Raw genomic sequence first — 21,005 nt, 5'->3', positions numbered from 1 at the left:
CTGATTGTGGTTAGACATCACTGTTTTCACACAGTAAGGTGAATAGCAGTCAAGCAGGAGGATACAATGCAATCACACTATGATGCTGAACTTAAAGATACTGTGCGCTACCTGGGAAAAGTACTCGGACAAACGATTAAAGCGCAACTGGGTCAGGAATGGCTGGATAGAATAGAAACTATTCGAAAGGATGGGCGAGCATCATATCAGGGTGAAGGGGCAGCGTCGGAACACCTGAAAGAAATTTTCAGAAAATTACCCGATGCTGATTTATTGACCGTGGGCAGAGCGTTTGCTCAGTTTTTAAATCTGGGCAATATCGCCGAGCAGGAATATAACAGTGTGATGAATGTCGATGCTTCCATCGATACCTTATTCGAGCATGTGGATAAAGCCAATCTATCACCAGAAAAAGTGCTGCAAGCTGTCAGCAAACTGAATATTGATATGGTACTTACAGCTCACCCCACGGAAGTGACCCGACGCACGCTCATCCATAAACATAAGGAGCTGGCCAACTGTCTTCAAACTATCCATCAGGAAACCTTAACTGAACACGAACGCGCACGGATAGAGACGCGCATCGCTGATCTTATCAGTCAAGCCTGGCATACCGAAGAGATACGCTCCGAACGCCCCACTCCAGTTGATGAAGCACGTTGGGGCTTCTCGGTAATCGAAAACTCATTGTGGGAAGCGGTACCTGAGTTTTTACGTGAACTGGATGAGCGGCTGGAACAGGAATACGATGTATCCTTACCCATCGATGCTTCACCCATTCAGTTCAGTTCCTGGATGGGCGGTGATCGTGACGGCAACCCGTTTGTCACGGCAAAGGTTACCGAGCAGGTATTACTGCTGGCGCGCAAACGTGCGGCGAAATTATTTGCGCAGGATTTGGACAATCTACAGGTCGAATTATCAATGTTCGACTGCAATCAAACACTTCGCGACGCTGCTGGTGATGCAAACGAACCTTACCGTGCTGTGCTGCGCCCTTTACTGCAACGCTGTATCGCCACGCGTGACGGCATTTCCGATTATCTGGCGGGCAAAAATGTTGATCGTTCTAACTGGATAGAATCCGATGAAGAGCTGCTTACTCCGCTGACCCTTTGCTACAACTCATTGTGTGACAAAGGCATGAAAGTGACCGCAGATGGCAGATTGCTTGACACCATTCGCCGCGTCCATAGCTTCGGCGTGCATCTATTACGATTGGATATCAGGCAGGATTCAGAACGCCACCTCAATGTATTCAGTGAACTTACCCGCTATCTTGGGCTGGGTGACTATGCACAGTGGAATGAGGCTGACAAGCAGGCATTCCTGTTACGCGAGCTCAGCTCTAAGCGTCCACTGTTCCCGGCGAATTGGGATGCTTCTGAAGAAGTACGTGAAGTGCTGGATACCTGTAAAGTGATTGCTCAACATCGTCAGGATGGCTTTGGTATCTATATCATCTCAATGGCCAGTGAACCGTCTGATGTGCTGGCAGTGCAGCTGTTGTTACAGGAAAGCGGGGTAAGGTGGCCAATGCCGGTAGCGCCGCTGTTTGAAACGTTAGATGACCTCAACAATTCACCTGAAGTGATGCAGCGTTTACTATCCATTGACTGGTATCGCGGTTACGTGAAAGGCCGTCAATTCGTCATGATTGGCTATTCAGACTCAGCCAAGGACGCAGGCGCATTAGCTGCCGGCTGGGCCCAGTACGAGTCGCAGGAAGCGCTGGTAAAAGTCGCCAATGAGTTTGATGTAACCCTGACCTTGTTCCACGGCCGTGGAGGCACTATTGGCCGCGGAGGCTTACCTGCACACGCAGCCATTCACTCACAACCACCCGGTTCGCTGGATGGTGGCTTCAGAGTCACCGAGCAAGGTGAAACCATTCGTTATAAATTTGGAATGGCCAGGCTGGCAAAACGCAGTCTGGGAATTTACACCAGTGCGATTATTGAAGCGATGTTATTTCCACCACCTGAACCGAAGCAGGAGTGGCGGGAATTGATCACTAAAATGGCGGCAAAAGGGAGAGATAACTATCGTGACACAGTGCGCAATGATCCCGACTTTGTGCCTTACTTTCGGGTGGCCACACCTGAGCAGGAATTAGGTAAATTACCACTTGGCAGTCGCCCATCCAAACGTAAGCCTTCGGGTGGCATCGAGAGTCTGCGTGCTATTCCGTGGATTTTCGCCTGGGCGCAAACCCGCCTGGTTTTGCCTTCCTGGCTGGGTGTCATGCGCGCAATCGATGAGGTCAAAGCATCAAGTAATGAAGCAGTAGTCAATGAGATGTTCAGAGACTGGCCGTTTTACCGTTCACGTCTTTCCATGCTAGACATGGTATTCCACAAAGCCGATCCGCGCATCAGTGAGGAATATGACGCACGCTTGGTGCCGGAAGAGTTGAAACACTTTGGTGAGGAGCTGCGCACAGAATTGAAAACCAGCGTGGAATCCTTACTTAAGCTAACTAATCAGCAAACGATTATGGCGGACGATCCTAAAGGTAAAGAGTCGATGAATATTCGCGCAGGCTACCTGCAACCTTTGCATTTCCTGCAAATTGAATTACTCGACCGTATTCGTAAACTTGATGCCGATACGGCAGATACGACGCTTGAGCGAGCAATGATGGTCACTATTGCGGGGATCGCGATCGGTATGCGCAACACCGGTTAACGCGGTAATATCAAAGCGCAGTCGTACCAAACGCTGTATATAAAATGAAAAAAACCGATGACACGTCATCGGTTTTTTATCAATTAAATCTGAAGTGAAGTAAGGCTGATGCCTTTTCGCACTGAATTATTTAATCAGACGGCGAGCCATTAAGCCGAACAGGCCAAGAGACAGTGTCAATATTGTGCCTGGTTCCGGAACAGACGCAGTAAGAAAATCGGCGTCACCACGGGTTTGCCCACCGTTAAAGGTTGACGTACCATTGAACACGATATTACCCGAGGTCGAAGAGAACGCGAATGCAATCCCTTCTACGAACCCACTTAAATCCGTATCAATGGTTGCTGTGGTAAACGTATCGAAGTCATCCCCAACATAAGTCAGGTCAACGTTCCAACCATTAAAGATCCCCATAATTTTCGAATCGTTATTGGTACTGTTTAAAATTGTGCTTACATTGAAGTAATCACCCACGTTCCAGTTAACACCGTTGCCTTCACGCAGTCTTAAAAAAGCGATTCGATCAGCACCGGATACACCTAGTTGATCTGCTTGCTCGGTTGAAAGTGTATACACACCGTCATTGGTTGTTTTATTTACAGAAGTGATCAGTGCTGCGTTAGCTGCACCAGTGATTAATAAAAGCTGTAGTATAAAAAATTTTGTTAATTTGTTCATTTTTATGCCCCTTTATATGCAATACCTTTTGCAATGAATATTTAGCACAATTCAGGCCAAAATTAATTTCCTTTAATTTCAGCTACTTAAAACAAATTCACTGGGGCGTTTACATTTGCATGTCAAATAATCTGACAGAATTATGCGGACACAAAAAAATCCGACAGCTTTCGCAAATCGGATTTTTAAAAGTGAATAGCAGTCGTTTGCATCCAGGTTGATGCTAGTTTAATTCACCGCATGTACTGAGTGGCACTGCTGTTGCATGGTGTTTAGCTGTTAACAAACTCGACACCTATTTTGATATCGCCGCGCAAGCCTTCTAACATGTCATCTTTGGCTTTTTGCTCAAAACTGCTTAATTCACCATACGACAAGATTTCTTCAACACCATTGGCACCTAAGCGTACTGGATGCGAGAAAAACGCGGCATCATCACTGTCGTCAGTTTGCACATAGGTGTACTCAACCACATTTTCGCCCTGCATGGCAGCAACCAGTGACAGACAAAAACGTGCTGCAGCCTGTCCCATTGAAAGAGTCGCAGAGCCACCACCCGCTTTCGCTTCAACTACTTCGGTGCCGGCGTTTTGAATACGATGTGTCAGCTTTTCTACTTCGTCATCGGTAAAGCTTACGCCTTCAACCTGAGAAAGCAGCGGCAAAATAGTGGTACCCGAATGCCCGCCAATTACAGGAACATGAACAGCGGCAGGATCCAATTCTTTTAGCTCGGCAACAAAGGTCTCTGCGCGGATCACGTCAAGTGTGGTGACACCGAAAAGTTTATTTTTGTCATACACGCCTTTTTGCTTCAATGTCTCTGCCGCGATAGCTACAGTCGTGTTAACCGGGTTGGTAATAACACCAATGCACGCTTTGGGGCAGTGTTCCGCAACACCTTCAATCAATGTTTTAACGATACCTGCATTGATATTGAATAAATCGGAGCGATCCATTCCAGGCTTACGAGGAACACCAGCAGGGATAAGCACGATATCGGTACCCGTCAATGCTTGTTCAAGTTCCTCTTTTCCGTGACCGGTGACCTTAACTGCAGTGGGGATATGACTCAGATCAACAGCAACACCTGGTACAACAGGTGCGACATCATACAGCGCTAACTCTGACCCAGCAGGCAGTTGTGTTTTTAACAACAACGATAGCGCTTGACCAATACCACCGGCAGCACCCAACACGGCTACTTTCATACCATTTCTCCTATGGTTTACACTCATTTCTTAATGGAGCGTCACAGTAATGTAACGCAAAAGAAAACGCAATCGCATAAATGCCCTGTTACTAAACCAGCAATCTGACACCGCCGCGAGCGCATATATTCAAAAATTTGAATGATTATGCAATTAAATTGCACCCGATGCACCTATCGGGCAAAATGCACAATGATTTCTATATAATAACGTAACCCTACCACAACTCCAAAAATATGAGATGTAATGGCTAATTTAAAACAAGAACAACTTATCAAAGCATTCAAAGAGATCCTCAAAGCCGAAAGCTACGGCTCGCAGGGCGAAATTGTCGATGCGTTAAAAACACAAGGCTATGATAATATCAGCCAGTCAAAAATCTCGCGTATGTTAAGTAAGTTTGGTGCCGTTCGTACCCGCAACGCGCGTGGCGATATGGTGTATTGCCTGCCACCAGAGTTAGGTATGCCTACAGCAAAAAGCCCTTTGAAGCACCTGGTGCTGGATATCGTACATAATAAAGTAATGGTGATTATTCGAACCAGCCCCGGGGCTGCACAACTCATTGCCCGATTGCTAGATTCATTGAGCAAAAAAGATGGCGTGCTTGGCACCATTGCGGGTGATGATACTATTTTCATCGCACCCGCAGATGTCAGCCGAATTGAGGAACTGCGCCAGCGCGTCGAGGATCTGTTCGAAAGTGTCTAAAAGTGAGCCCTCAGGCTCACTCTTTATTGTGCTAAGCGAGCTATCAATGCCTCGGCGGCGGGCTTTGAAGAAGCAGGATTTTGCCCGGTAATTAACAAATCACTTTTACAGACGTGAGGTTCAAAGTTACCGGCACTGGAAAATTTCCCTCCACTGGCCCGTAATTCATCCTCTACTAAATAGGGCACAACTGAATCCAGTTCCATTGCAGTTTCTTCAGCATTAGAAAAGCCAGTGACTTCTTTACCGTCAATATAAGCTTTTCCTTCTTCTCCCTTAACGTCTTTTAGTACAATTGGAGCGTGACATACCGCGCCCACCGGTTTCGCAGCTTTCAACATGTTCTCAATTAGGTTAATTGAATCGCGATTATCGGCTAAATCGTAAAGGGGGCCGTGTCCGCCGGGATAGAATACGGCATCGAATTCTTCTGCTCGCACATCTTTCAATGCTATAGTAGACGCCAACGCAGACCGCGCTCGCTCGTCATCTGCAAAGCGGCGTGTCGCATCTGTGAGAGCATCGTCCGCGAGACTGTTCGGATCCAACGGAACCTCGCCGCCAGCGGGCGATGACAGGGTCACTGAATACCCTTCTTCAACAAATGCATAATAGGGTGAGGCAAATTCTTCTAACCATAAGCCGGTTTTATTGCCAGTGTCGCCTAAGACATCATGTGAAGTCATCACCATTAAAATTCGCTTTGTCATATATCACCTATATTCTAAATGTAGTTTATTCACTACCCCAATGAAGACATAAAGGTTTATAAGTATTCCCAGAATCTGGTTTGCTTCTCAAGCGAAACTGAATTTATTTTTTTCAACTTTAGGTATATCACTTTGCCGATATGCTTTACCTCGTGTCACACCGCTAATCGCGTAAACATTGTTATTTTTATACTTACCTAACCCTGGTACGAACGCATCGATCACTCCATCAAGAAGGTATTCAAGCATATTGGTTACGTAATGCTATAAATGAATCATTTATCAACCATGTATGAAAAGATTGCGAAGTTTTTGATGTAAAAGGAGGAGCGAGATTTTGGAGGGGAATAAAAAAACCGATACTGCGAATCGAGCATCGGTTTTTTTCACTTAAATAGATTGAGCGATAGTTTGATGCGATTTTTGCACCAAACCAATGTCAATCAACTTCGCTGTACAGCGCGTATTCTGTTTGGAATTAGAATTTGTACTCTACGCCAAAACGAATTTCGTAAACAGATGCATTCTGTTTAACAAACGGCGTGTCACCAACTTCACTGAATTGATAATTGCCATCCTGCTCTTCCAATACACCCCAGTCATCGTTTAAGAGGTTGGTAAAGTTATCAATTACGATAAACGCTGACGCTTTGTGACCTTCCATAATGCCAGGTAAATCCTGGGTTACCTTAAGGTCGACTTTCGCCCATGATGGGCCTTCTTCGCCGTTGCGCTCTGCACCGGAAACAAGCACCAATCCGTCTTCAGTCAACTCACCCAGAGGGCCGCGACGTGCGTAAAGTCCTGTTCCATCTTCAGTCAGGCTGTAAACCTCACCAGATTGATATACCGCGAACATAGAGAATCGGGTGTTAAAACCAGAGATAAGCTCATGAGAATACGTTAACGTACCCGTCAAGCGATGCTCAATGTTGTAGTTTGATGTCGCAGCTAATTCACCTTGCGCATCACGACGAGCTGTACGCTGGTAGTTAGATTCAGCCTGAGAGCTAACCAACCCTTGAACATCTTCTGCATCACTGTAAGCATAACCTAACGTCCATGAAATGCCGTTATCGTGTTGACCGGCAAAACCTGCTGACAAGATGTAAGAGAATGCATCTTCGCTTGCGTTAGTGACTACGTAAGACTCAATGCGGTTTGACTCGTAAGCAGGCAAACCTTGTTCAGTAAGAACCTGGTTACCATTCGCGTCAACCACTGGGTCCAAATCGCCACGCTTAACCATTAGCGCGTCATTGCTCTGTGACAATAAGATATCAAAACTTGCAGAGATGTCGTCGGTTAACGTGTGCGTAGTTCCAAGAGAGAGCTTCCACTCAGAAGGCATATCGAAGTCTGGGTCAAGATAGTTAACATCAGCGAATTCGCTGAACGAACCTAAATTGCTGTTCACTTCATTGTAAGCAGCGGTGGGAATACCCCAACCAGCACTGCTAGGTCTACCTTCTTCCGCGCCAGAATGTGGTACATCAAACAGGCTTTGACCTTCTTCCAGTCCAGCATCGTCAGTTGCAAACGTTTTACCGCCAGTTCGCACAAAACTGTTGGTTAACCAAACAGCAGGGTTACCACCAGAATATAGCCCCAGACCACCACGAAGGATAATGTCATCCGCTAAATCATAAGTGAAACTGACTCGAGGTTGCAACAACGACACGCCATCAAGCGTTTGTGCGTTAGAGAAACCGTAATCTTCTTCAAAAAGCGGGTTTCTGGTAGGGGTGTCGCTTGTATCGTACTCGTCATAGCGAAGGCCAACGACCAATCGTAACATGTCGAGGGGTTCAAAGTCGTATTGCGCATACAACGTATTGGTTGAATATTCCCACGCACCAGCAACATCGTTTACATCACCCGTTGCCGCATTCTCGTATTCAAAACTAGAAGGGATACCTGCTCGGAAGTCATCGATGCTATCGAAAATAATTTCAGACTCAGAGTAGCGACCAAATAGGTTGAACACATCGATAGTTTCGCGCTCAATACCAGCTGTAATTGTAGAGCCATCGTCTAAATAGTAATTACCTTTAATAGCAAAGGTATCCACACCATACTCAACGCGGTTATTTTGACGGAAAACGTCACCACCCATGGTCACGGCGCGATCGCCATCAATCAGCACGCCTATGTTCGCGAAATCAGTGCCGAATAAAGGTGCATTGTCGTTATCTACAGATAAGCTCGTAAACCTGACTTCTGTAGAGAAATAATCGTTCCAATCTGAATAGACCGAAGCAGAAAGAGAAGATAACTCTTTGGCCTCTCTGTACAGATTACTTTCTAATTGAACATCATAGAAAGAACTGTCAGTCGTATTGAAATCTTCACTGTTGATATAGGTTAATGAAGAACGATGATTGGCGTTGATATTCCAATCTAATTTAATCAGATACTTTTCGTCACCTTTTTGCAAATCAGTAGGCACTGCACCTGGATCGTACTGGTACAGATTTTGTGCAATAGAGATAATTTCATCTAGTTGAGATTGAGTAACGAAGTCAGATGCATTCGCGGCACCTGAACCAACTACACCACCCTCATACACGTCTGCACCTTCAAGTTTTTCGTAAGCTGCAAAGAAGAAAAGCTTATCTTTGATAAGTGGACCACCGATGGTTAAGCCATAGCGTTTTTCTTCATATTCTGGCCACACGATATCTTCACCCTCAAGCGAATCACCGCGCAAGCTGTCGTCAGTGTAGTCGTAGAATACCGAACCGTGCACTTCGTTTGAACCAGATTTGATTACCGAGTTAATGGTACATGCGGAAAATCCACCATAAACAACGTCAAATGGCGCCAATTCTACCGAAACTTGCTCTAACGCATCGAATGAAAAAGGAAAACGGTTGGTAGGTAAACCTGTATCACTAAGGCCGAAGATGTCGTCCATTCGCACACCATCAACAGTAAAACTATTGAAGCGTCTGTTTTTACCGGCGCACTGGATAGTATCGCCATCATCATTACCTTCAGATACGTAGATACGTGGATCGATTCGTACGATGTCAGTAATAGCACGGTTGATAGCGGGTGAGTTTTCGATTTGCTCCTGGCTAAAATTTGCAGCCGGACCACGCACATTATTAAACGCAAGTAAGCTTGAAGTTGAAGCAGAAACTACGATGGTCTCTACGTTTTCACCGCTGTCCAATTGAACGTCAATTTGAAAAGGTTTACCTAATGAAAGTGAAATGTCTTCGTAGGTTGCATCTTTAAACTGCTGTGAATCAACCGCAATGGTGTATGGTCCACCAACGCGCAAACCGCTGACGTTGAAAGAACCTTCTTCACCTACAGTTACCGTCTTGGTTGAACCCGAAGGAACGTGCGTAATGGTAATTACACTACCAGGTGCTGGATTGCCATTAGGTCCGGTGATTGTTCCACGAACGGATGACGAAGTTTCTTGCGCCATGGCACTGGTTGCCATGCCAACAGACATGGCAACCGCGATAGCGACGCGGCTTATTTGAGATTTAGCAAACATGTGTGTGTTTCCCTTTAATTTGGCTTAAAAATTATTTTGTAGCCTGACTAGTTTTTTTGGCGACGTAATTGTCTGAGGTGTTTGTTGCACCTTTATGACAAAAACTGAGCCATTTTTCGTTGTGCCAACGTACTGTACCCTAGTGAGCCGTTGTGCTTTTTATTCTTCTAGTGCAAAGGACGAATTACTAGATAAGACCCTCTCACTGCGGGCGCAATTGTTACAAAAATGCAATGAATAAACACCCCTTAAGCAAATTCAACTTATTTTATAAAATATCTAAATAAAACAATTTGTTATCGACATCTAATAACTTTACCTATTGCAATAAATAATATTCACTGATGAAATACCACTATTAAATAAGAAATATCTCGCAATCGAAGTTGGTTAAAATTCACCCATCTAAAAGTACTCTACTCATTTTATGGTTGTCAATGACGATCATGTTCGGCTATTTCGGATTTACTAAAGTCTACTACGAGGTTGTTGATGTATCACCGCAAATAACGCACACCCTGCGCTGTGATACCCGATTATCTGAAAACCAATCAAATTTTTCTGTCTATATTACTGACCGCGCAGTGGCTGGCCCTGCGCTTAAATTACTGTGTAATAATAACGTGGTCAAACGCCAGTTTGGGCAGGTAGAAGTGCGTATTGGACATAGTGACCTGGATACGTTTCGTTACATCAACCACGGCGTGAGTGATTTAGCCCTAATTAAGAGTAATATTGTAGAAGCCTTTGTGGCAGACGAAATTTATGGCTATCAGGCCATTGCGATGTATCCGGATTATCAAGCCTATTTCATTGCGCTAAGAGAAAAACCCTTGATCACAAAAGAATATCTGTTGGGAAAAAGAATAGGTCTATTGGATTATCCCAGCAGTCGTTCAGGGCATATCATTCCTAAAACCGTTTTGAATTCGCTTGGACTGAATGAAAACACGGTGACATTAACCTATTACAATTCGCATAACGAATTAAGACAAGCGTTACTGGCAGATAAGGTTGATATTATTTCTACCTACTGGGACCAGACTGACAATCAGACGCTCTCGCCAAATTATATCACCCCGATTAACGATACGGTGACAGGAATGCGCTGGTATCTAAAGATGCGGACCCAAAACACGGATCTGAAATGCGCCATACAAAACATAATAAAGACTCTGGCTTCGGCGCAACCAAAAGGGTACTACAAGCGAGTGGAAATTGTCGGTGACTGCAATGAATAATACTTTTCTGGCCACCATCTCATGGCGTAGATTGGGCTTGTTAGCGGCAACTGCGTTTTGCATTTTACAAGCCGCAGTTATTGGCGGCCAGAGCATAGGCGCATGGGTTCTGCACCATCAAGCCAATGATAAAGTTTATGAGCGAATTTTGTTAGACAGCTTTTATCTGGATATTGGTAACGACGCCCTGTCGACGTCCGTTAACGAAAAGGACGTACTCAATTATATTAATAATTTAAATGCTGATTTACACAATAACAACCTACCTGTTCGGGTTATTTCCATTCAAGGAGTGGAAAATACCGACGCGCTGGCGGTTACTTTCAACTCGCTGTTGACGAAATCGTTCTCCTCATCTGAACAGTCAGTCACTATTCGCCTGGCAAATTTGCCATTAACCCATTATTTAACGTTTAGTCCAACCAGTTTGCTGTTCGCAATGCTACTAGGTCTTATTTCCTATCGCTCCAAACGACAAGAGAAAAATACCACCGTAGCTAAAAAAGTGAACAAGCCGCTCACGCCAAAATTGATCATTAACCTTGAAGATAAATTGTTAATTAACAGTGTGGATAACAAAACGGTGAACCTGCAGAATAAGCCCTTTTGTTTTTATGCCGCGCTGGTTCAATACTGCATTCAGCACCCTGACACTCCGCTGTCACATCATCAGGACATCCCCAGCGAACTTACCGCGTTATGTAATAAAGTTTTCGGACGCTTAATTGAACTGGGTCACACCAAACGTAAACGCCCCGATTTTAACGCCAACCTGGAAAAAACGTTAAGTGAAATTCGCTCAGCACTGGACGAATTATTCTGCGACCAGCCAGCGGTAAAAGAAAAATATTATCCGCCACGGGCACAGGGGGAGGGTTCACGTTCTAAACAACACTCTTTTGCATTGCGCAACCTGAAAGCCACAGATATCGAAATAACACATACTTAGGTAGTATTTACGTCGTTTTTTGTACCAATATCACACAATTTCTTACGTTGTGATTGATTCATGCGGTGCAAACAAGTATCTTTGCACCAAGAAGAATTGTCCTCACACGCTATGCAATCGCCATTAATTATTGCTATTTCCGGAGCCTCGGGCTCTGGTAAATCGCTTTTTACCGAAAATTTGTTTAATGCCTTCTCTGCTCAAGGCAGTCCTGTCCAGATTTTGCGAGAAGATCATTACTATCGCGCGCAGGATCATTTGCCTATGGAAGCGCGTGAAAAAAATAATTACGATCATCCCAATGCATTCGAACACGAATTGTTAAAGGCACATTTGCAAAGCCTGCGTGAAGGCCACACGATAGATTATCCACATTATTGTTTTAAAACCCATACCAGATTGCCGGAAACTGAATGTCTGGAACCAGCGCCAGTCATTATTCTTGAAGGCATAATGCTATTAGCACGACCAGAGCTGCTTCCACTGTATGATGTGAAAATCTTTATCGATACGCCCCTAGATATCTGTCTGATGCGTCGCATGATGCGAGATGTTAAACAACGCGGTAGAACGTTGGAGTCGGTGGCAAAGCAATATGAATCCACGGTAAAACCGATGTATCACCAATTTATCGAGCCTAGTCGTTTTACTGCTGATGTAGTAGTAACACAGGGTGGGAAAAATCAAATTGCACTGGACGTGATCAAATCACATATCCAGCAGGCATTGCAGTAAGGAAGACTGGCCATGGTAAGTTTACTGGGCATTTTGCTGTTGCTCGGCATCGCTTTTGCTTTATCGGCTTCGAGATCATCAATTAATTGGCGCACCGTAGGCGGTGCGTTTGCAATACAAGCGCTGATAGGCGCTTTTATTCTTTATTTCGAGCCGGGTATCAAGATGTTGCTTAAAATGACAGAGTTTGTCGGCGACATTATTGATTACAGTCAACAGGGAATAAACTTTCTATTTGGTCCTATCGGGGATAAATCCCTTGGTTTTATTTTCGCTTTTAACGTATTGCCGGTCATTATCTTCTTTTCATCATTAATTGCCGTTCTTTACCACTTGGGCATTATGAGCTGGATCATCCGCATCATCGGCGGGTTCTTACAAGCCGCGTTAAAAACCAGCCGTCCTGAAAGCATGTCCGCTGCTGCAAACATTTTTGTCGGCCAAACTGAAGCACCACTCGTGGTTCGCCCCTTTATTCCCCACATGACTCGTTCAGAACTATTCGCCATCATGGTGGGTGGCTTGGCCTCAATCGCAGGTTCTGTGATGGCCGGTTATGCCAGTTTAGGCGTAGAGTTGAAATACTTATTGGCAGCCAGTTTTATGGCAGCGCCTGGTGGCCTGTTAATGGCCAAAATCATGCAACCTGAAATAAATAAAGCCAATGATGAACTTGATAATATCGAGGCCGAAGAAACCAGTTATGCTAACGTATTTGATGCTGCGGCAACCGGGGCGGCAGCAGGTCTGCAATTAGCCCTTAACGTGGGTGCGATGCTGCTGGCTTTTGTTGCGTTGATCGCCATGTTAAATGGCTTAATAGGCTGGACTGCCGAATTGTTTGGCTTTGATGGGGTCACATTCCAGGGCATTTTAGGTTTTATCCTTCAACCGCTGGCATGGGCGATTGGGGTGCCGTGGGAGGAAGCGCAGATTGCCGGGAGCTTCATTGGCCAAAAAATTGTTGTTAACGAATTCGTTGCCTACCTGGATTTTGTCGAACAGATAGATACCTTATCACCCTCTACACAAGCTATTGTCACTTTCTCACTGTGCGGTTTTGCTAATTTTTCATCCATCGCTATATTAATGGGTGGGATTGGTGCAATGGCTCCAACGCGTAGAAAAGAAATTGCTTCTCTTGGACTTAAAGCGGTAATAGCAGCCACCCTGTCCAATTTGATGAGTGCATCGTTGGCCGGGTTCTATTTGTCATTGAGTTAATTTGATAATCAATTTTACCGCGGTCAATACTGCGATAAAATACCTGTTTTATAAATTGGGCCTGATGATTAAACGGCCCTTTATTGATCTGGAAAGAAAGTTATGCAATTAGTCGCAGTTGATTATAACGCTGAAAATGCAGACAAGTTGTTTGTTGAGTCGCTCCGCGAAACGGGTTTTGGTGTGCTCAAAAACCACCCGCTTCAGCAATCTATGGTGCAAGAAATATATGATGCCTGGCAGGCCTTTTTCGACAGTGAAGAAAAGCACCAGTATTTGTATAACAAACATAAACAAGACGGCTTTTTCCCTACCACGGTTTCCGAAGTGGCTAAAGGCAATACGCAAAAGGATATCAAGGAGTATTTTCACTTTTACCCTTGGGGGCAGTGTCCTGAACCGTTGCGTCCGTTGCTTGCATCTTATTATGAAAAAGCCAATACGTTAGCGCGTGAGTTATTAGGTTGGATTGAAAAAAATTCACCTGAAGAAGTCAGCGCAAAATACAGCCAGCCTTTGTCTGAGATGATCAAGGACAGCGACCAGACACTTCTGCGGGTGCTTCACTATCCGCCCTTAAAAGGGGACGAAGAACCGGATGCCATTCGTGCAGCTGCTCACGAAGACATTAATTTAATTACGATTTTACCTGCAGCTAATGAACCTGGATTACAGGTTAAGGCACAGGACGGCTCATGGCTGGAGGTGCCGTGTGACTTCGGTAACTTGATTGTGAACATTGGCGATATGTTACAGGAGGCGTCGGGCCATTACTTCCCCTCGACCACTCACCGGGTGATCAATCCGGAGAATGTTGATATGACCAAATCACGTATATCGCTTCCTCTATTTTTACATCCTCGTCCTGAAGTGGTGTTGTCTGAACGCCATACAGCAGACTCTTATCTGAAAGAGCGCTTAAGGGAATTAGGCGTCATTTAAGTGTTACTCCGGCCCCCCGCAAGGGGTGCCGTTTACAAGCTTGTCTGCAATAGCGAGAGTTTATTTTGGTAGCGTGACTCGTCATCTTTATTGTGTGCATAGCGCGCTGCTAATTCCAAATAATGTGCGGCTTTGTTGATATCACCCTCTGCATAGTAGCTTTTACCTAACCCAAAAAGGATCTGCGGTTTTTTCCTGTCGAGTCTCCAGCCATCCCGATAGTGTCTTATCGCCTGTGCGTATTCACGTTTTTCAAACGCCCTTTCGCCTAAAATCAGGTGATAAAAAGGATTATCCAACCGCGAGCGCTCAAGCCTGGCCAAAATCGACTCTCCTTCCTCCTGACGGTCGGTCATCTTCATAAGATGTGCCAGATTTTCCCAGGCAGTCCAGTTATTATCATCTAACGCAAGCGCGTGTCGATAAGCTCGCTCGGCTTCCTGATTAAATCCATTTATCCGAAACAAAACGCCAAGATTAGTCCAGGCTGATGAGTAAAGCGGGTCGGTAAGGCTGGCCTGTCTTAGGAATGCGTACGCTTTACTGTAACTGTTTTCCAGAAACGCATCAGCACCTTTATTGGTGTAAAACATCGCCAATGCGCGTTGTTTGCTGATGCGTTTTCTGGGAAATTGATTTCGAATATCCTGAGGATCAAAATCGACATCAATGGCTTCATTAAATACGATTACCGTGCCCGGCAATTCCCTGGGTGAAATTTTTAAATTAATGTGGCCATTGAGTACATCAAACCCGGCTCGTCTGACCCAGTACTCAGGTATATCCACTACATAAAAAGCCGCATCTAACCCTGCATACTCAGCCATGGCGTATGTCATAATAGATAAAGAAAGGCAGTTAGCCGTTTTATTGGCAAACGTTTCACTGGCGGTAAAATTGGCGCTATTTCTATAGTTCAGCCCCATCTCCGTGTGATCAAAAATTCTTTTTACCAACTTACTGATATCGGGGGCATCGGCTAAGCTCCCATTTTCAGGCTTAATTGAACGGTGAACGAACACCCGTGCTTCGTCACTCAGCGAGAACACGTCTTCAGCAGTTTCAGTCTTAAACAGTTTATAACTGGGAAACAGATCATCCGCTAGCGCAGTTGAAGACAGGTGAGTCAATTCAGAGGGATCAGGTGTCTGTGAACATGCACTTAAAACGCATGCTGATAAAAATAAATTTAATATGCGATTCACATGCACCACCAAAACTTATTTAATCTATTTTTAGTATAGACAATAACGCGTACAATTTTTAACTGAGTGCAACCACTCAACGTATTGGACAAACTACTTAACGCAATTGAGCACGCTGGACCGCCGTCGAAATGCATATGTTGGTCGTTGTGTTGATAACGTCATGCAGAAGGTGACATGCGTGAAAACGGAGAAAAATATGCGAAATCAGGTCTTAAGAATAATTTTGTTGGTGGCATTACCCTGGCTTAGCTTTTCCGCCACCGCCCAGCAACACATGAGTGAGGAATCAGACTTTATCGCCACTGCCGCGAAAGACCCGCAGTTCACAACGTTTATGGAAGCGATAAAAAGTGCCGGGGTCACACGAACCCTTCGCGACATAGGCCCATTTACGGTATTCGCGCCAACCAACGAAGCCTTCAATGCGTTGCCTGAAGAGAAATTGAATAAACTATTAAGCAAGGGAAACCGTGAATATCTGGTGCAGGTTATTACTTACCACCTGATCCGAGGAAAGCATGATGCCAGCAAACTTTCGGCGCTGTCAGATTTGGAATCAGTTGAAGGCGCCCCTCTTTCCATAACCATGAACGAAGACAAGTTGACGATTAACGATGCTACCGTTACTCAAGCAGACATAAGCGCTTCAAATGCGATGATCCATGCTATCGATAAATTGTTGATACCCAAAGACGTTAAAGGCAAATTGTAGGCCTCTCAGGTTATCTGTATAACGCTACTTCCGCATTATTTTTGTGATACAACAGGGATAGCAGCCCGCACTGATATCTGCTAACTCAACGCGGACTAATGCACGTTTGTATTAACCAATTGGAAGGAAAACGATGTTTGTCACTTACAGTTTAGCAATCTGGGGGTTGTGGTTTATATTGATGCTTTTGTTTGTGCAAAGCATGATTGCAACCGTCGCTCATCGCAGGCAGTCGCATTACGTACCGGGTGTCGTTGATGATAATTTAAGTCACGAATCATTTGTTTTCAGAAGCCATCGGACACATCAAAACTCATTAGAAAACCTGCCACTGATCATGTTTCCGTCAATACTGGCGATAATGGTTGGTTTCAACCCCACTACCCTCGCAATCATCGTATGGATTTATGCTATTGCCAGGTTGTTGCATATGGTTTTGTATTACGCAATTGCAACCGAGAAAAACCCGAGCCCAAGAAGCTATTTTTTTATCATAGGCTGGTTAATTTGCGGCGTGTTAATTGTTCTGTTGGCGATTCATTTGCTGTGATAGGCGATGGGCGTCATGTGACGCCGCATTCGGACCTCGCTTTACATCTGTCCAGCCAGGGTAAACTGCTGTGATTTTTCAGCTTCTCTGGGCTCGATGTTGAATACGATGAAAAATAGGAAAGTGCTATACAAAGAGGCCAGTAAAATCATGATCCCGGTGGTATCGACTTTAAAAATTAAACCAATTGGAATTAACTGAGCAACAGGTACAAAGGCCAGAAACGTCTTGGTGCGTGTAAGCAACGCCAACCAGATTTTTTCACCTTGCTTCTTGGAAACATTTAACCCGTTGCAAAAATAGGCCAATACAAAAGGCATAACCTGCGCAATACAGACGATGGCACCAGCGATAACCGCAGCCAATATCGACGTGGAAGTCAGTCCATCTGTCGCGGTAACAGAAGCATGTAAAGTATCCTTTTGGGCTTGCTGACCTACCATCTCAATCAGCACATCAGCCACCACGAAACCCAGCCAGCTTAACGCCAGAATTGCGACCACTGCTGGTAGGAAGACTTTTTGCTGGAAACGCACTTCATCGAGCAGGCCTTGTAACGAGCCAGTGCGATATAATATGGTGGTAAGACAAACAGTGGCCAGTACGGTCACAGCAAAGCCTGCCATTTTTAGGGGGAACATTGAAAACGGAATCATCGTTGTAAATAGGGCAAGAGCTAATATTACCGCAGTGAAAACTGGACGTTTCAAGACGAATAAACACATTTCCTTGTAAGCGTTAAGATAATCCTTTTTTTCAAGGTTGGTGTTAATTTGCATGCTGCTGACCTCACATTTCGAGGTCATAATGATACCAAAATATGGTTATTAGTTAATCAGTTAGAGGGCACTTTCAGTAGTCTGGCTTATACTTTGTTATGCTAGTTAATACCTTTCTGAGCCGACGATTTTACGAAGTGCCGTATGGCAGCGTTCCCACCTCTGGATGTAAATGGTATAAAGCGATACCGTACAGTCGAAGTTCACTATATTTTGACTCGCAAGTCTGCTAAAGAATGCGGTGATTAAAACAATAAACAACGGGAATTAAATGAACCAAATCAAACATCTTACCTTACCAGTGGTCGCCGCGACGGTTGCCGGCCTGCTGACAGCATGTCAGCCACAAACACAACAGAGCGATATCCCTAAGCATAACGAGATTAGTTCTACTACGGCCTCAAAAATAGATTATCCAGCGACACGCAAGGGCGACGCTGTAGATACTTATTTTGGTACACAAGTTGCCGATCCTTATCGCTGGCTTGAAGACGACCGAAGTGATGAAACCGCCGCTTGGGTAAAAGCACAGAATAAGACCACGCAACAATATTTAGCTCACATTCCCTATCGCCAAAAAATTGCTGACACCCTAAGCGATCTGCTTAATTACGAACGGGTCTCTGCGCCGTTTAAAGAAGGTGAGTACACCTACTTTTATAAAAACGACGGCTTGCAAAATCAGAGTGTCGTGTATAGACAAAAAGCAGATGAAGCACCAGAAGTCTTTATTGATCCAAACACCTTTAGTGAGGATGGGACCGTGTCGCTGGCCGCGATGAAGTTTTCAGAAGATGGTTCCCTGGTCGCTTACCAGACCTCAACCGGTGGCAGCGACTGGCGTGATGTGTACATTATGAACACCAAAACCAAAGAACTGGTTGACGAAAAATTAGTCAACGTAAAGTTCAGTAATATCAGTTGGTTTAAAAACGAAGGATTTTATTACTCCAGTTACGACAAGCCTAAAGGATCGGAGCTGAGCGAAAAAACAGATCAACATAAAGTTTATTATCACAAAGTCGGAACCGCACAATCATCAGACATAAAGGTGTTTGGTCATGACGAAGCACAAAAACATCGCTACGTTGGTGCGCAGGTTGGGGATGAAAATCGCTACCTGATAATTGGTGCAGCCGAATCAACTTCCGGCAATCGGTTGTTTATTAAAGATTTACAATCACCTGACAGTGAGTTTGTTGCGATTAAGAAAGATTTAGAATCTGACGCAGAATTATTATTGGTTCACGACGGCAAGCTCTACTTCAAAACCAACCTTGACGCACCGAACTCCAAAGTGGTGAGCGCCGATGGCAGTAAGCCTGGGGTCGAAAACTGGGTCGACGTTATACCTGAAAGTGAGCACGTACTCTCAGTTTCAACGGTGGGAGGATACTTCTTTGCTGAGTATATGGTAGATGCCATTTCGCAGGTAAAGCAATACGCTCTAAACGGGGATTTTGTACGTGATATCGCACTACCGGGAATCGGTTCAGTGAAATCGTCCGGGCGCGACCTGGGGAGTGTAAACTCATTTGCCGGACCTAAAGAAGCGTCCACCGCTTATTTTATGTTTGAAAACTATAGTACGCCAAATACCATCTATCAGTACGATATTGAAAGTGGTGAAAGCAAATTAGTGAGAAAGCCGGCGACTAAGTTCGATGGCAGTCAGTACGTGTCTGAGCAGGTTTTTTATTCGTCAAAAGATGGTACGCAAGTGCCGATGATTATAACTCATCACAAAGATATTCAACTTAACGGCAAAAATCCCACCATGCTCTACGGTTATGGCGGTTTTAACATTAGCCTTACCCCTCAGTACAGTTCCACCGTAGCAACATGGCTGAAACTGGGCGGGGTATATGCGGTACCGAACATCCGTGGCGGTGGCGAGTATGGTAAAGCCTGGCACCAAGCTGGTACGCAAATGCAAAAGCAAAACGTATTCGACGACTTTGTTGCAGCAGGTGAATACCTGATAGACCAGCAATATACCAGCAAACAGCATCTGGCACTGCGCGGGGGTTCTAATGGAGGCTTGTTAGTAGGTGCAGTCATGACGCAGCGTCCTGACCTGGCGCAAGTTGCCTTGCCTGCGGTGGGTGTACTGGATATGTTGCGCTACCATACCTTCACCGCTGGCGCAGGGTGGGCATATGACTATGGCACATCAGATCAAAGCGAAGCGATGTTTCGCTATTTGCTTGATTACTCACCGGTTCACAATGTCGAATCTAAGGTCGATTATCCATCAACCATGATAACCACCGCAGATCACGATGATCGAGTTGTGCCAGCCCATTCATTCAAGTTCGCTGCCGAACTACAAGCGAAAAACACTGGCCCCAATCCGATGCTCATCCGCATTGAAACGGATGCTGGTCACGGCGCAGGTACACCCGTCAGCAAAACAATTGAACAATACGCGGACATCTTTGGTTTCACATTGAATGAAATGGGAGTGGAAAAACTTTAGTCCCTTTTAAGTTGCTTATGGTGTGATCAGGACGATTTAAACCACACCATAAGCTCACCCAATCCTTTTATGTCCCACCAGCCTAATCACGTTTGACAATAGCAATATTGGGGATAATGCTTTCCAGCGTGACTTGTTTCGCACACTGGCGAACGAAAAGAACCTGTGATTTTTGGCTGGGTGACGATGACCGAAACACGAGGTATTTCGCAGCTGAGGAACGGCCCGCATGAATGCGGGACTGGCTCAATCGCCAGGGATGGCTTCACCAGAGTAAAGTAAGCGTGCTTTTTTCGTTCGAACTGGATATAAATATGGTGCCCTGGGGCGGGTGAGTCCATAGTTGCTTGCGAAGCACTGCTTCGCACACTGGTGAACGACAAAAATCAGTGATTTTTGGCTGGGTGACGATGACCGAAATACGAGGTATTTCGCAGCTGAGGAACGGCCCGCATGGATGCGGGACTGGCTCAATCGCCAGGGATGGCTTCACCAGAGTAAAGTAAGCATGCTTTTTTTCGTTCGAACTGGATATAACAATGGTGCCCAGGGGCGGACTTGAACCGCCACGGCCGTGAGGCCACTAGCACCTGAAGCTAGCGTGTCTACCAATTTCACCACCTGGGCCTTTAGCAAGTATCGTGAACCTGCTATCGGGGAAGCGCAAGATACGC

The 21,005-nt window shown here is 45.1% G+C and carries 16 protein-coding genes and 1 tRNA gene; 10 read left to right on the top strand and 7 right to left on the bottom strand.

Features of this window, described 5'->3' with window-relative positions; genetic code table 11:
* Positions 1–66: 66 nt before the first annotated feature.
* Complete coding sequence (gene ppc / locus HCJ96_RS15355) at positions 67–2,688, top strand: phosphoenolpyruvate carboxylase (protein ID WP_169211970.1); 2,622 nt, start codon at positions 67–69, stop codon at positions 2,686–2,688.
* Between the two features lie 126 nt (positions 2,689–2,814).
* Here the strand turns inward: ppc and HCJ96_RS15350 are convergent, their stop codons facing one another.
* On the bottom strand, positions 2,815–3,366 hold the full coding sequence (locus HCJ96_RS15350; RefSeq protein ID WP_169211969.1) for a PEP-CTERM sorting domain-containing protein: 552 nt from the start codon (positions 3,364–3,366) through the stop codon (positions 2,815–2,817).
* Between the two features lie 272 nt (positions 3,367–3,638).
* On the bottom strand, positions 3,639–4,577 hold the full coding sequence (gene mdh / locus HCJ96_RS15345; RefSeq protein WP_169211968.1) for a malate dehydrogenase: 939 nt from the start codon (positions 4,575–4,577) through the stop codon (positions 3,639–3,641).
* A gap of 246 nt (positions 4,578–4,823) precedes the next feature.
* Between mdh and argR the strand changes: the two genes are divergently transcribed.
* Positions 4,824–5,288 carry a transcriptional regulator ArgR gene (argR, locus tag HCJ96_RS15340; protein WP_169211967.1) on the top strand — a complete coding sequence of 155 codons (465 nt, stop codon included), beginning with the start codon at positions 4,824–4,826 and terminating at the stop codon, positions 5,286–5,288.
* Positions 5,289–5,311: 23 nt separating this feature from the next.
* On the opposite strand, the gene HCJ96_RS15335 is transcribed toward argR, so the two are convergent.
* A complete protein-coding gene (locus HCJ96_RS15335) occupies positions 5,312–5,998 on the bottom strand; it encodes a type 1 glutamine amidotransferase domain-containing protein (RefSeq protein ID WP_169211966.1) in 687 nt (228 codons plus the stop codon).
* Positions 5,999–6,476: 478 nt separating this feature from the next.
* Positions 6,477–9,512, bottom strand: coding sequence for a TonB-dependent receptor (locus HCJ96_RS15330; protein ID WP_169211965.1), 3,036 nt, complete (start codon positions 9,510–9,512; stop codon positions 6,477–6,479).
* Positions 9,513–9,949: 437 nt separating this feature from the next.
* On the opposite strand from HCJ96_RS15330, the gene HCJ96_RS15325 reads away from it, so the two are divergent.
* The 5 genes from HCJ96_RS15325 (at position 9,950) to HCJ96_RS15305 (ending at position 14,603) form a co-directional block, all read left to right on the top strand.
* Positions 9,950–10,753 carry a PhnD/SsuA/transferrin family substrate-binding protein gene (locus HCJ96_RS15325; RefSeq protein WP_169211964.1) on the top strand — a complete coding sequence of 268 codons (804 nt, stop codon included), beginning with the start codon at positions 9,950–9,952 and terminating at the stop codon, positions 10,751–10,753.
* Positions 10,746–11,702, top strand: a complete 957-nt coding sequence (locus tag HCJ96_RS15320) for a hypothetical protein (RefSeq protein ID WP_169211963.1) — start codon at positions 10,746–10,748, stop codon at positions 11,700–11,702. Before HCJ96_RS15325 ends, HCJ96_RS15320 begins: the two co-directional genes overlap by 8 nt.
* A gap of 111 nt (positions 11,703–11,813) precedes the next feature.
* On the top strand, positions 11,814–12,437 hold the full coding sequence (gene udk / locus HCJ96_RS15315) for a uridine kinase (RefSeq protein ID WP_169211962.1): 624 nt from the start codon (positions 11,814–11,816) through the stop codon (positions 12,435–12,437).
* 12 nt (positions 12,438–12,449) lie between these two features.
* Positions 12,450–13,661 carry a NupC/NupG family nucleoside CNT transporter gene (locus tag HCJ96_RS15310; RefSeq protein ID WP_169211961.1) on the top strand — a complete coding sequence of 404 codons (1,212 nt, stop codon included), beginning with the start codon at positions 12,450–12,452 and terminating at the stop codon, positions 13,659–13,661.
* A gap of 102 nt (positions 13,662–13,763) precedes the next feature.
* Entirely contained in the window at positions 13,764–14,603 is an 840-nt protein-coding gene (locus HCJ96_RS15305; protein WP_169211960.1) for an isopenicillin N synthase family dioxygenase, read from the top strand.
* Between the two features lie 32 nt (positions 14,604–14,635).
* Here HCJ96_RS15305 and HCJ96_RS15300 read toward each other — a convergent pair whose 3' ends face one another.
* On the bottom strand, positions 14,636–15,808 hold the full coding sequence (locus HCJ96_RS15300; RefSeq protein WP_169211959.1) for a tetratricopeptide repeat protein: 1,173 nt from the start codon (positions 15,806–15,808) through the stop codon (positions 14,636–14,638).
* 181 nt (positions 15,809–15,989) lie between these two features.
* Between HCJ96_RS15300 and HCJ96_RS15295 the strand changes: the two genes are divergently transcribed.
* Together HCJ96_RS15295 and HCJ96_RS15290 are read left to right on the top strand one after the other, a co-directional pair.
* Positions 15,990–16,523, top strand: coding sequence for a fasciclin domain-containing protein (locus HCJ96_RS15295; protein ID WP_169211958.1), 534 nt, complete (start codon positions 15,990–15,992; stop codon positions 16,521–16,523).
* 133 nt (positions 16,524–16,656) lie between these two features.
* Complete coding sequence (locus tag HCJ96_RS15290) at positions 16,657–17,073, top strand: MAPEG family protein (protein ID WP_169211957.1); 417 nt, start codon at positions 16,657–16,659, stop codon at positions 17,071–17,073.
* Positions 17,074–17,114: 41 nt separating this feature from the next.
* On the opposite strand, the gene HCJ96_RS15285 is transcribed toward HCJ96_RS15290, so the two are convergent.
* Positions 17,115–17,852, bottom strand: coding sequence for a hypothetical protein (locus HCJ96_RS15285; protein ID WP_169211956.1), 738 nt, complete (start codon positions 17,850–17,852; stop codon positions 17,115–17,117).
* Between the two features lie 271 nt (positions 17,853–18,123).
* Between HCJ96_RS15285 and HCJ96_RS15280 the strand changes: the two genes are divergently transcribed.
* Entirely contained in the window at positions 18,124–20,331 is a 2,208-nt protein-coding gene (locus tag HCJ96_RS15280) for a prolyl oligopeptidase family serine peptidase (RefSeq protein ID WP_169211955.1), read from the top strand.
* A 540-nt stretch (positions 20,332–20,871) separates the two neighbouring features.
* Here the strand turns inward: HCJ96_RS15280 and HCJ96_RS15275 are convergent.
* Positions 20,872–20,958 (bottom strand) — tRNA-Leu (locus HCJ96_RS15275).
* Positions 20,959–21,005: the final 47 nt, after the last annotated feature.

Source organism: Alteromonas ponticola (genome assembly GCF_012911815.1).
GTDB lineage: Bacteria > Pseudomonadota > Gammaproteobacteria > Enterobacterales > Alteromonadaceae > Alteromonas > Alteromonas ponticola.
Note: the sequence above shows the minus strand (reverse complement) of the source record. Positions and strands in the feature narration are given on the sequence as shown.

What these genes read in the sequence shown, in the direction of transcription:
- ppc (WP_169211970.1), top strand. Translation starts at nt 67, where the DNA reads ATGCAATCACACTATGATGCTGAACTTAAAGATACTGTGCGCTACCTG.
- HCJ96_RS15350 (WP_169211969.1), bottom strand. Translation starts at nt 3,366, where the DNA reads ATGAACAAATTAACAAAATTTTTTATACTACAGCTTTTATTAATCACT.
- mdh (WP_169211968.1), bottom strand. Translation starts at nt 4,577, where the DNA reads ATGAAAGTAGCCGTGTTGGGTGCTGCCGGTGGTATTGGTCAAGCGCTA.
- argR (WP_169211967.1), top strand. Translation starts at nt 4,824, where the DNA reads ATGGCTAATTTAAAACAAGAACAACTTATCAAAGCATTCAAAGAGATC.
- HCJ96_RS15335 (WP_169211966.1), bottom strand. Translation starts at nt 5,998, where the DNA reads ATGACAAAGCGAATTTTAATGGTGATGACTTCACATGATGTCTTAGGC.
- HCJ96_RS15330 (WP_169211965.1), bottom strand. Translation starts at nt 9,512, where the DNA reads ATGTTTGCTAAATCTCAAATAAGCCGCGTCGCTATCGCGGTTGCCATG.
- HCJ96_RS15325 (WP_169211964.1), top strand. Translation starts at nt 9,950, where the DNA reads ATGACGATCATGTTCGGCTATTTCGGATTTACTAAAGTCTACTACGAG.
- HCJ96_RS15320 (WP_169211963.1), top strand. Translation starts at nt 10,746, where the DNA reads ATGAATAATACTTTTCTGGCCACCATCTCATGGCGTAGATTGGGCTTG.
- udk (WP_169211962.1), top strand. Translation starts at nt 11,814, where the DNA reads ATGCAATCGCCATTAATTATTGCTATTTCCGGAGCCTCGGGCTCTGGT.
- HCJ96_RS15310 (WP_169211961.1), top strand. Translation starts at nt 12,450, where the DNA reads ATGGTAAGTTTACTGGGCATTTTGCTGTTGCTCGGCATCGCTTTTGCT.
- HCJ96_RS15305 (WP_169211960.1), top strand. Translation starts at nt 13,764, where the DNA reads ATGCAATTAGTCGCAGTTGATTATAACGCTGAAAATGCAGACAAGTTG.
- HCJ96_RS15290 (WP_169211957.1), top strand. Translation starts at nt 16,657, where the DNA reads ATGTTTGTCACTTACAGTTTAGCAATCTGGGGGTTGTGGTTTATATTG.
- HCJ96_RS15285 (WP_169211956.1), bottom strand. Translation starts at nt 17,852, where the DNA reads ATGCAAATTAACACCAACCTTGAAAAAAAGGATTATCTTAACGCTTAC.
- HCJ96_RS15280 (WP_169211955.1), top strand. Translation starts at nt 18,124, where the DNA reads ATGAACCAAATCAAACATCTTACCTTACCAGTGGTCGCCGCGACGGTT.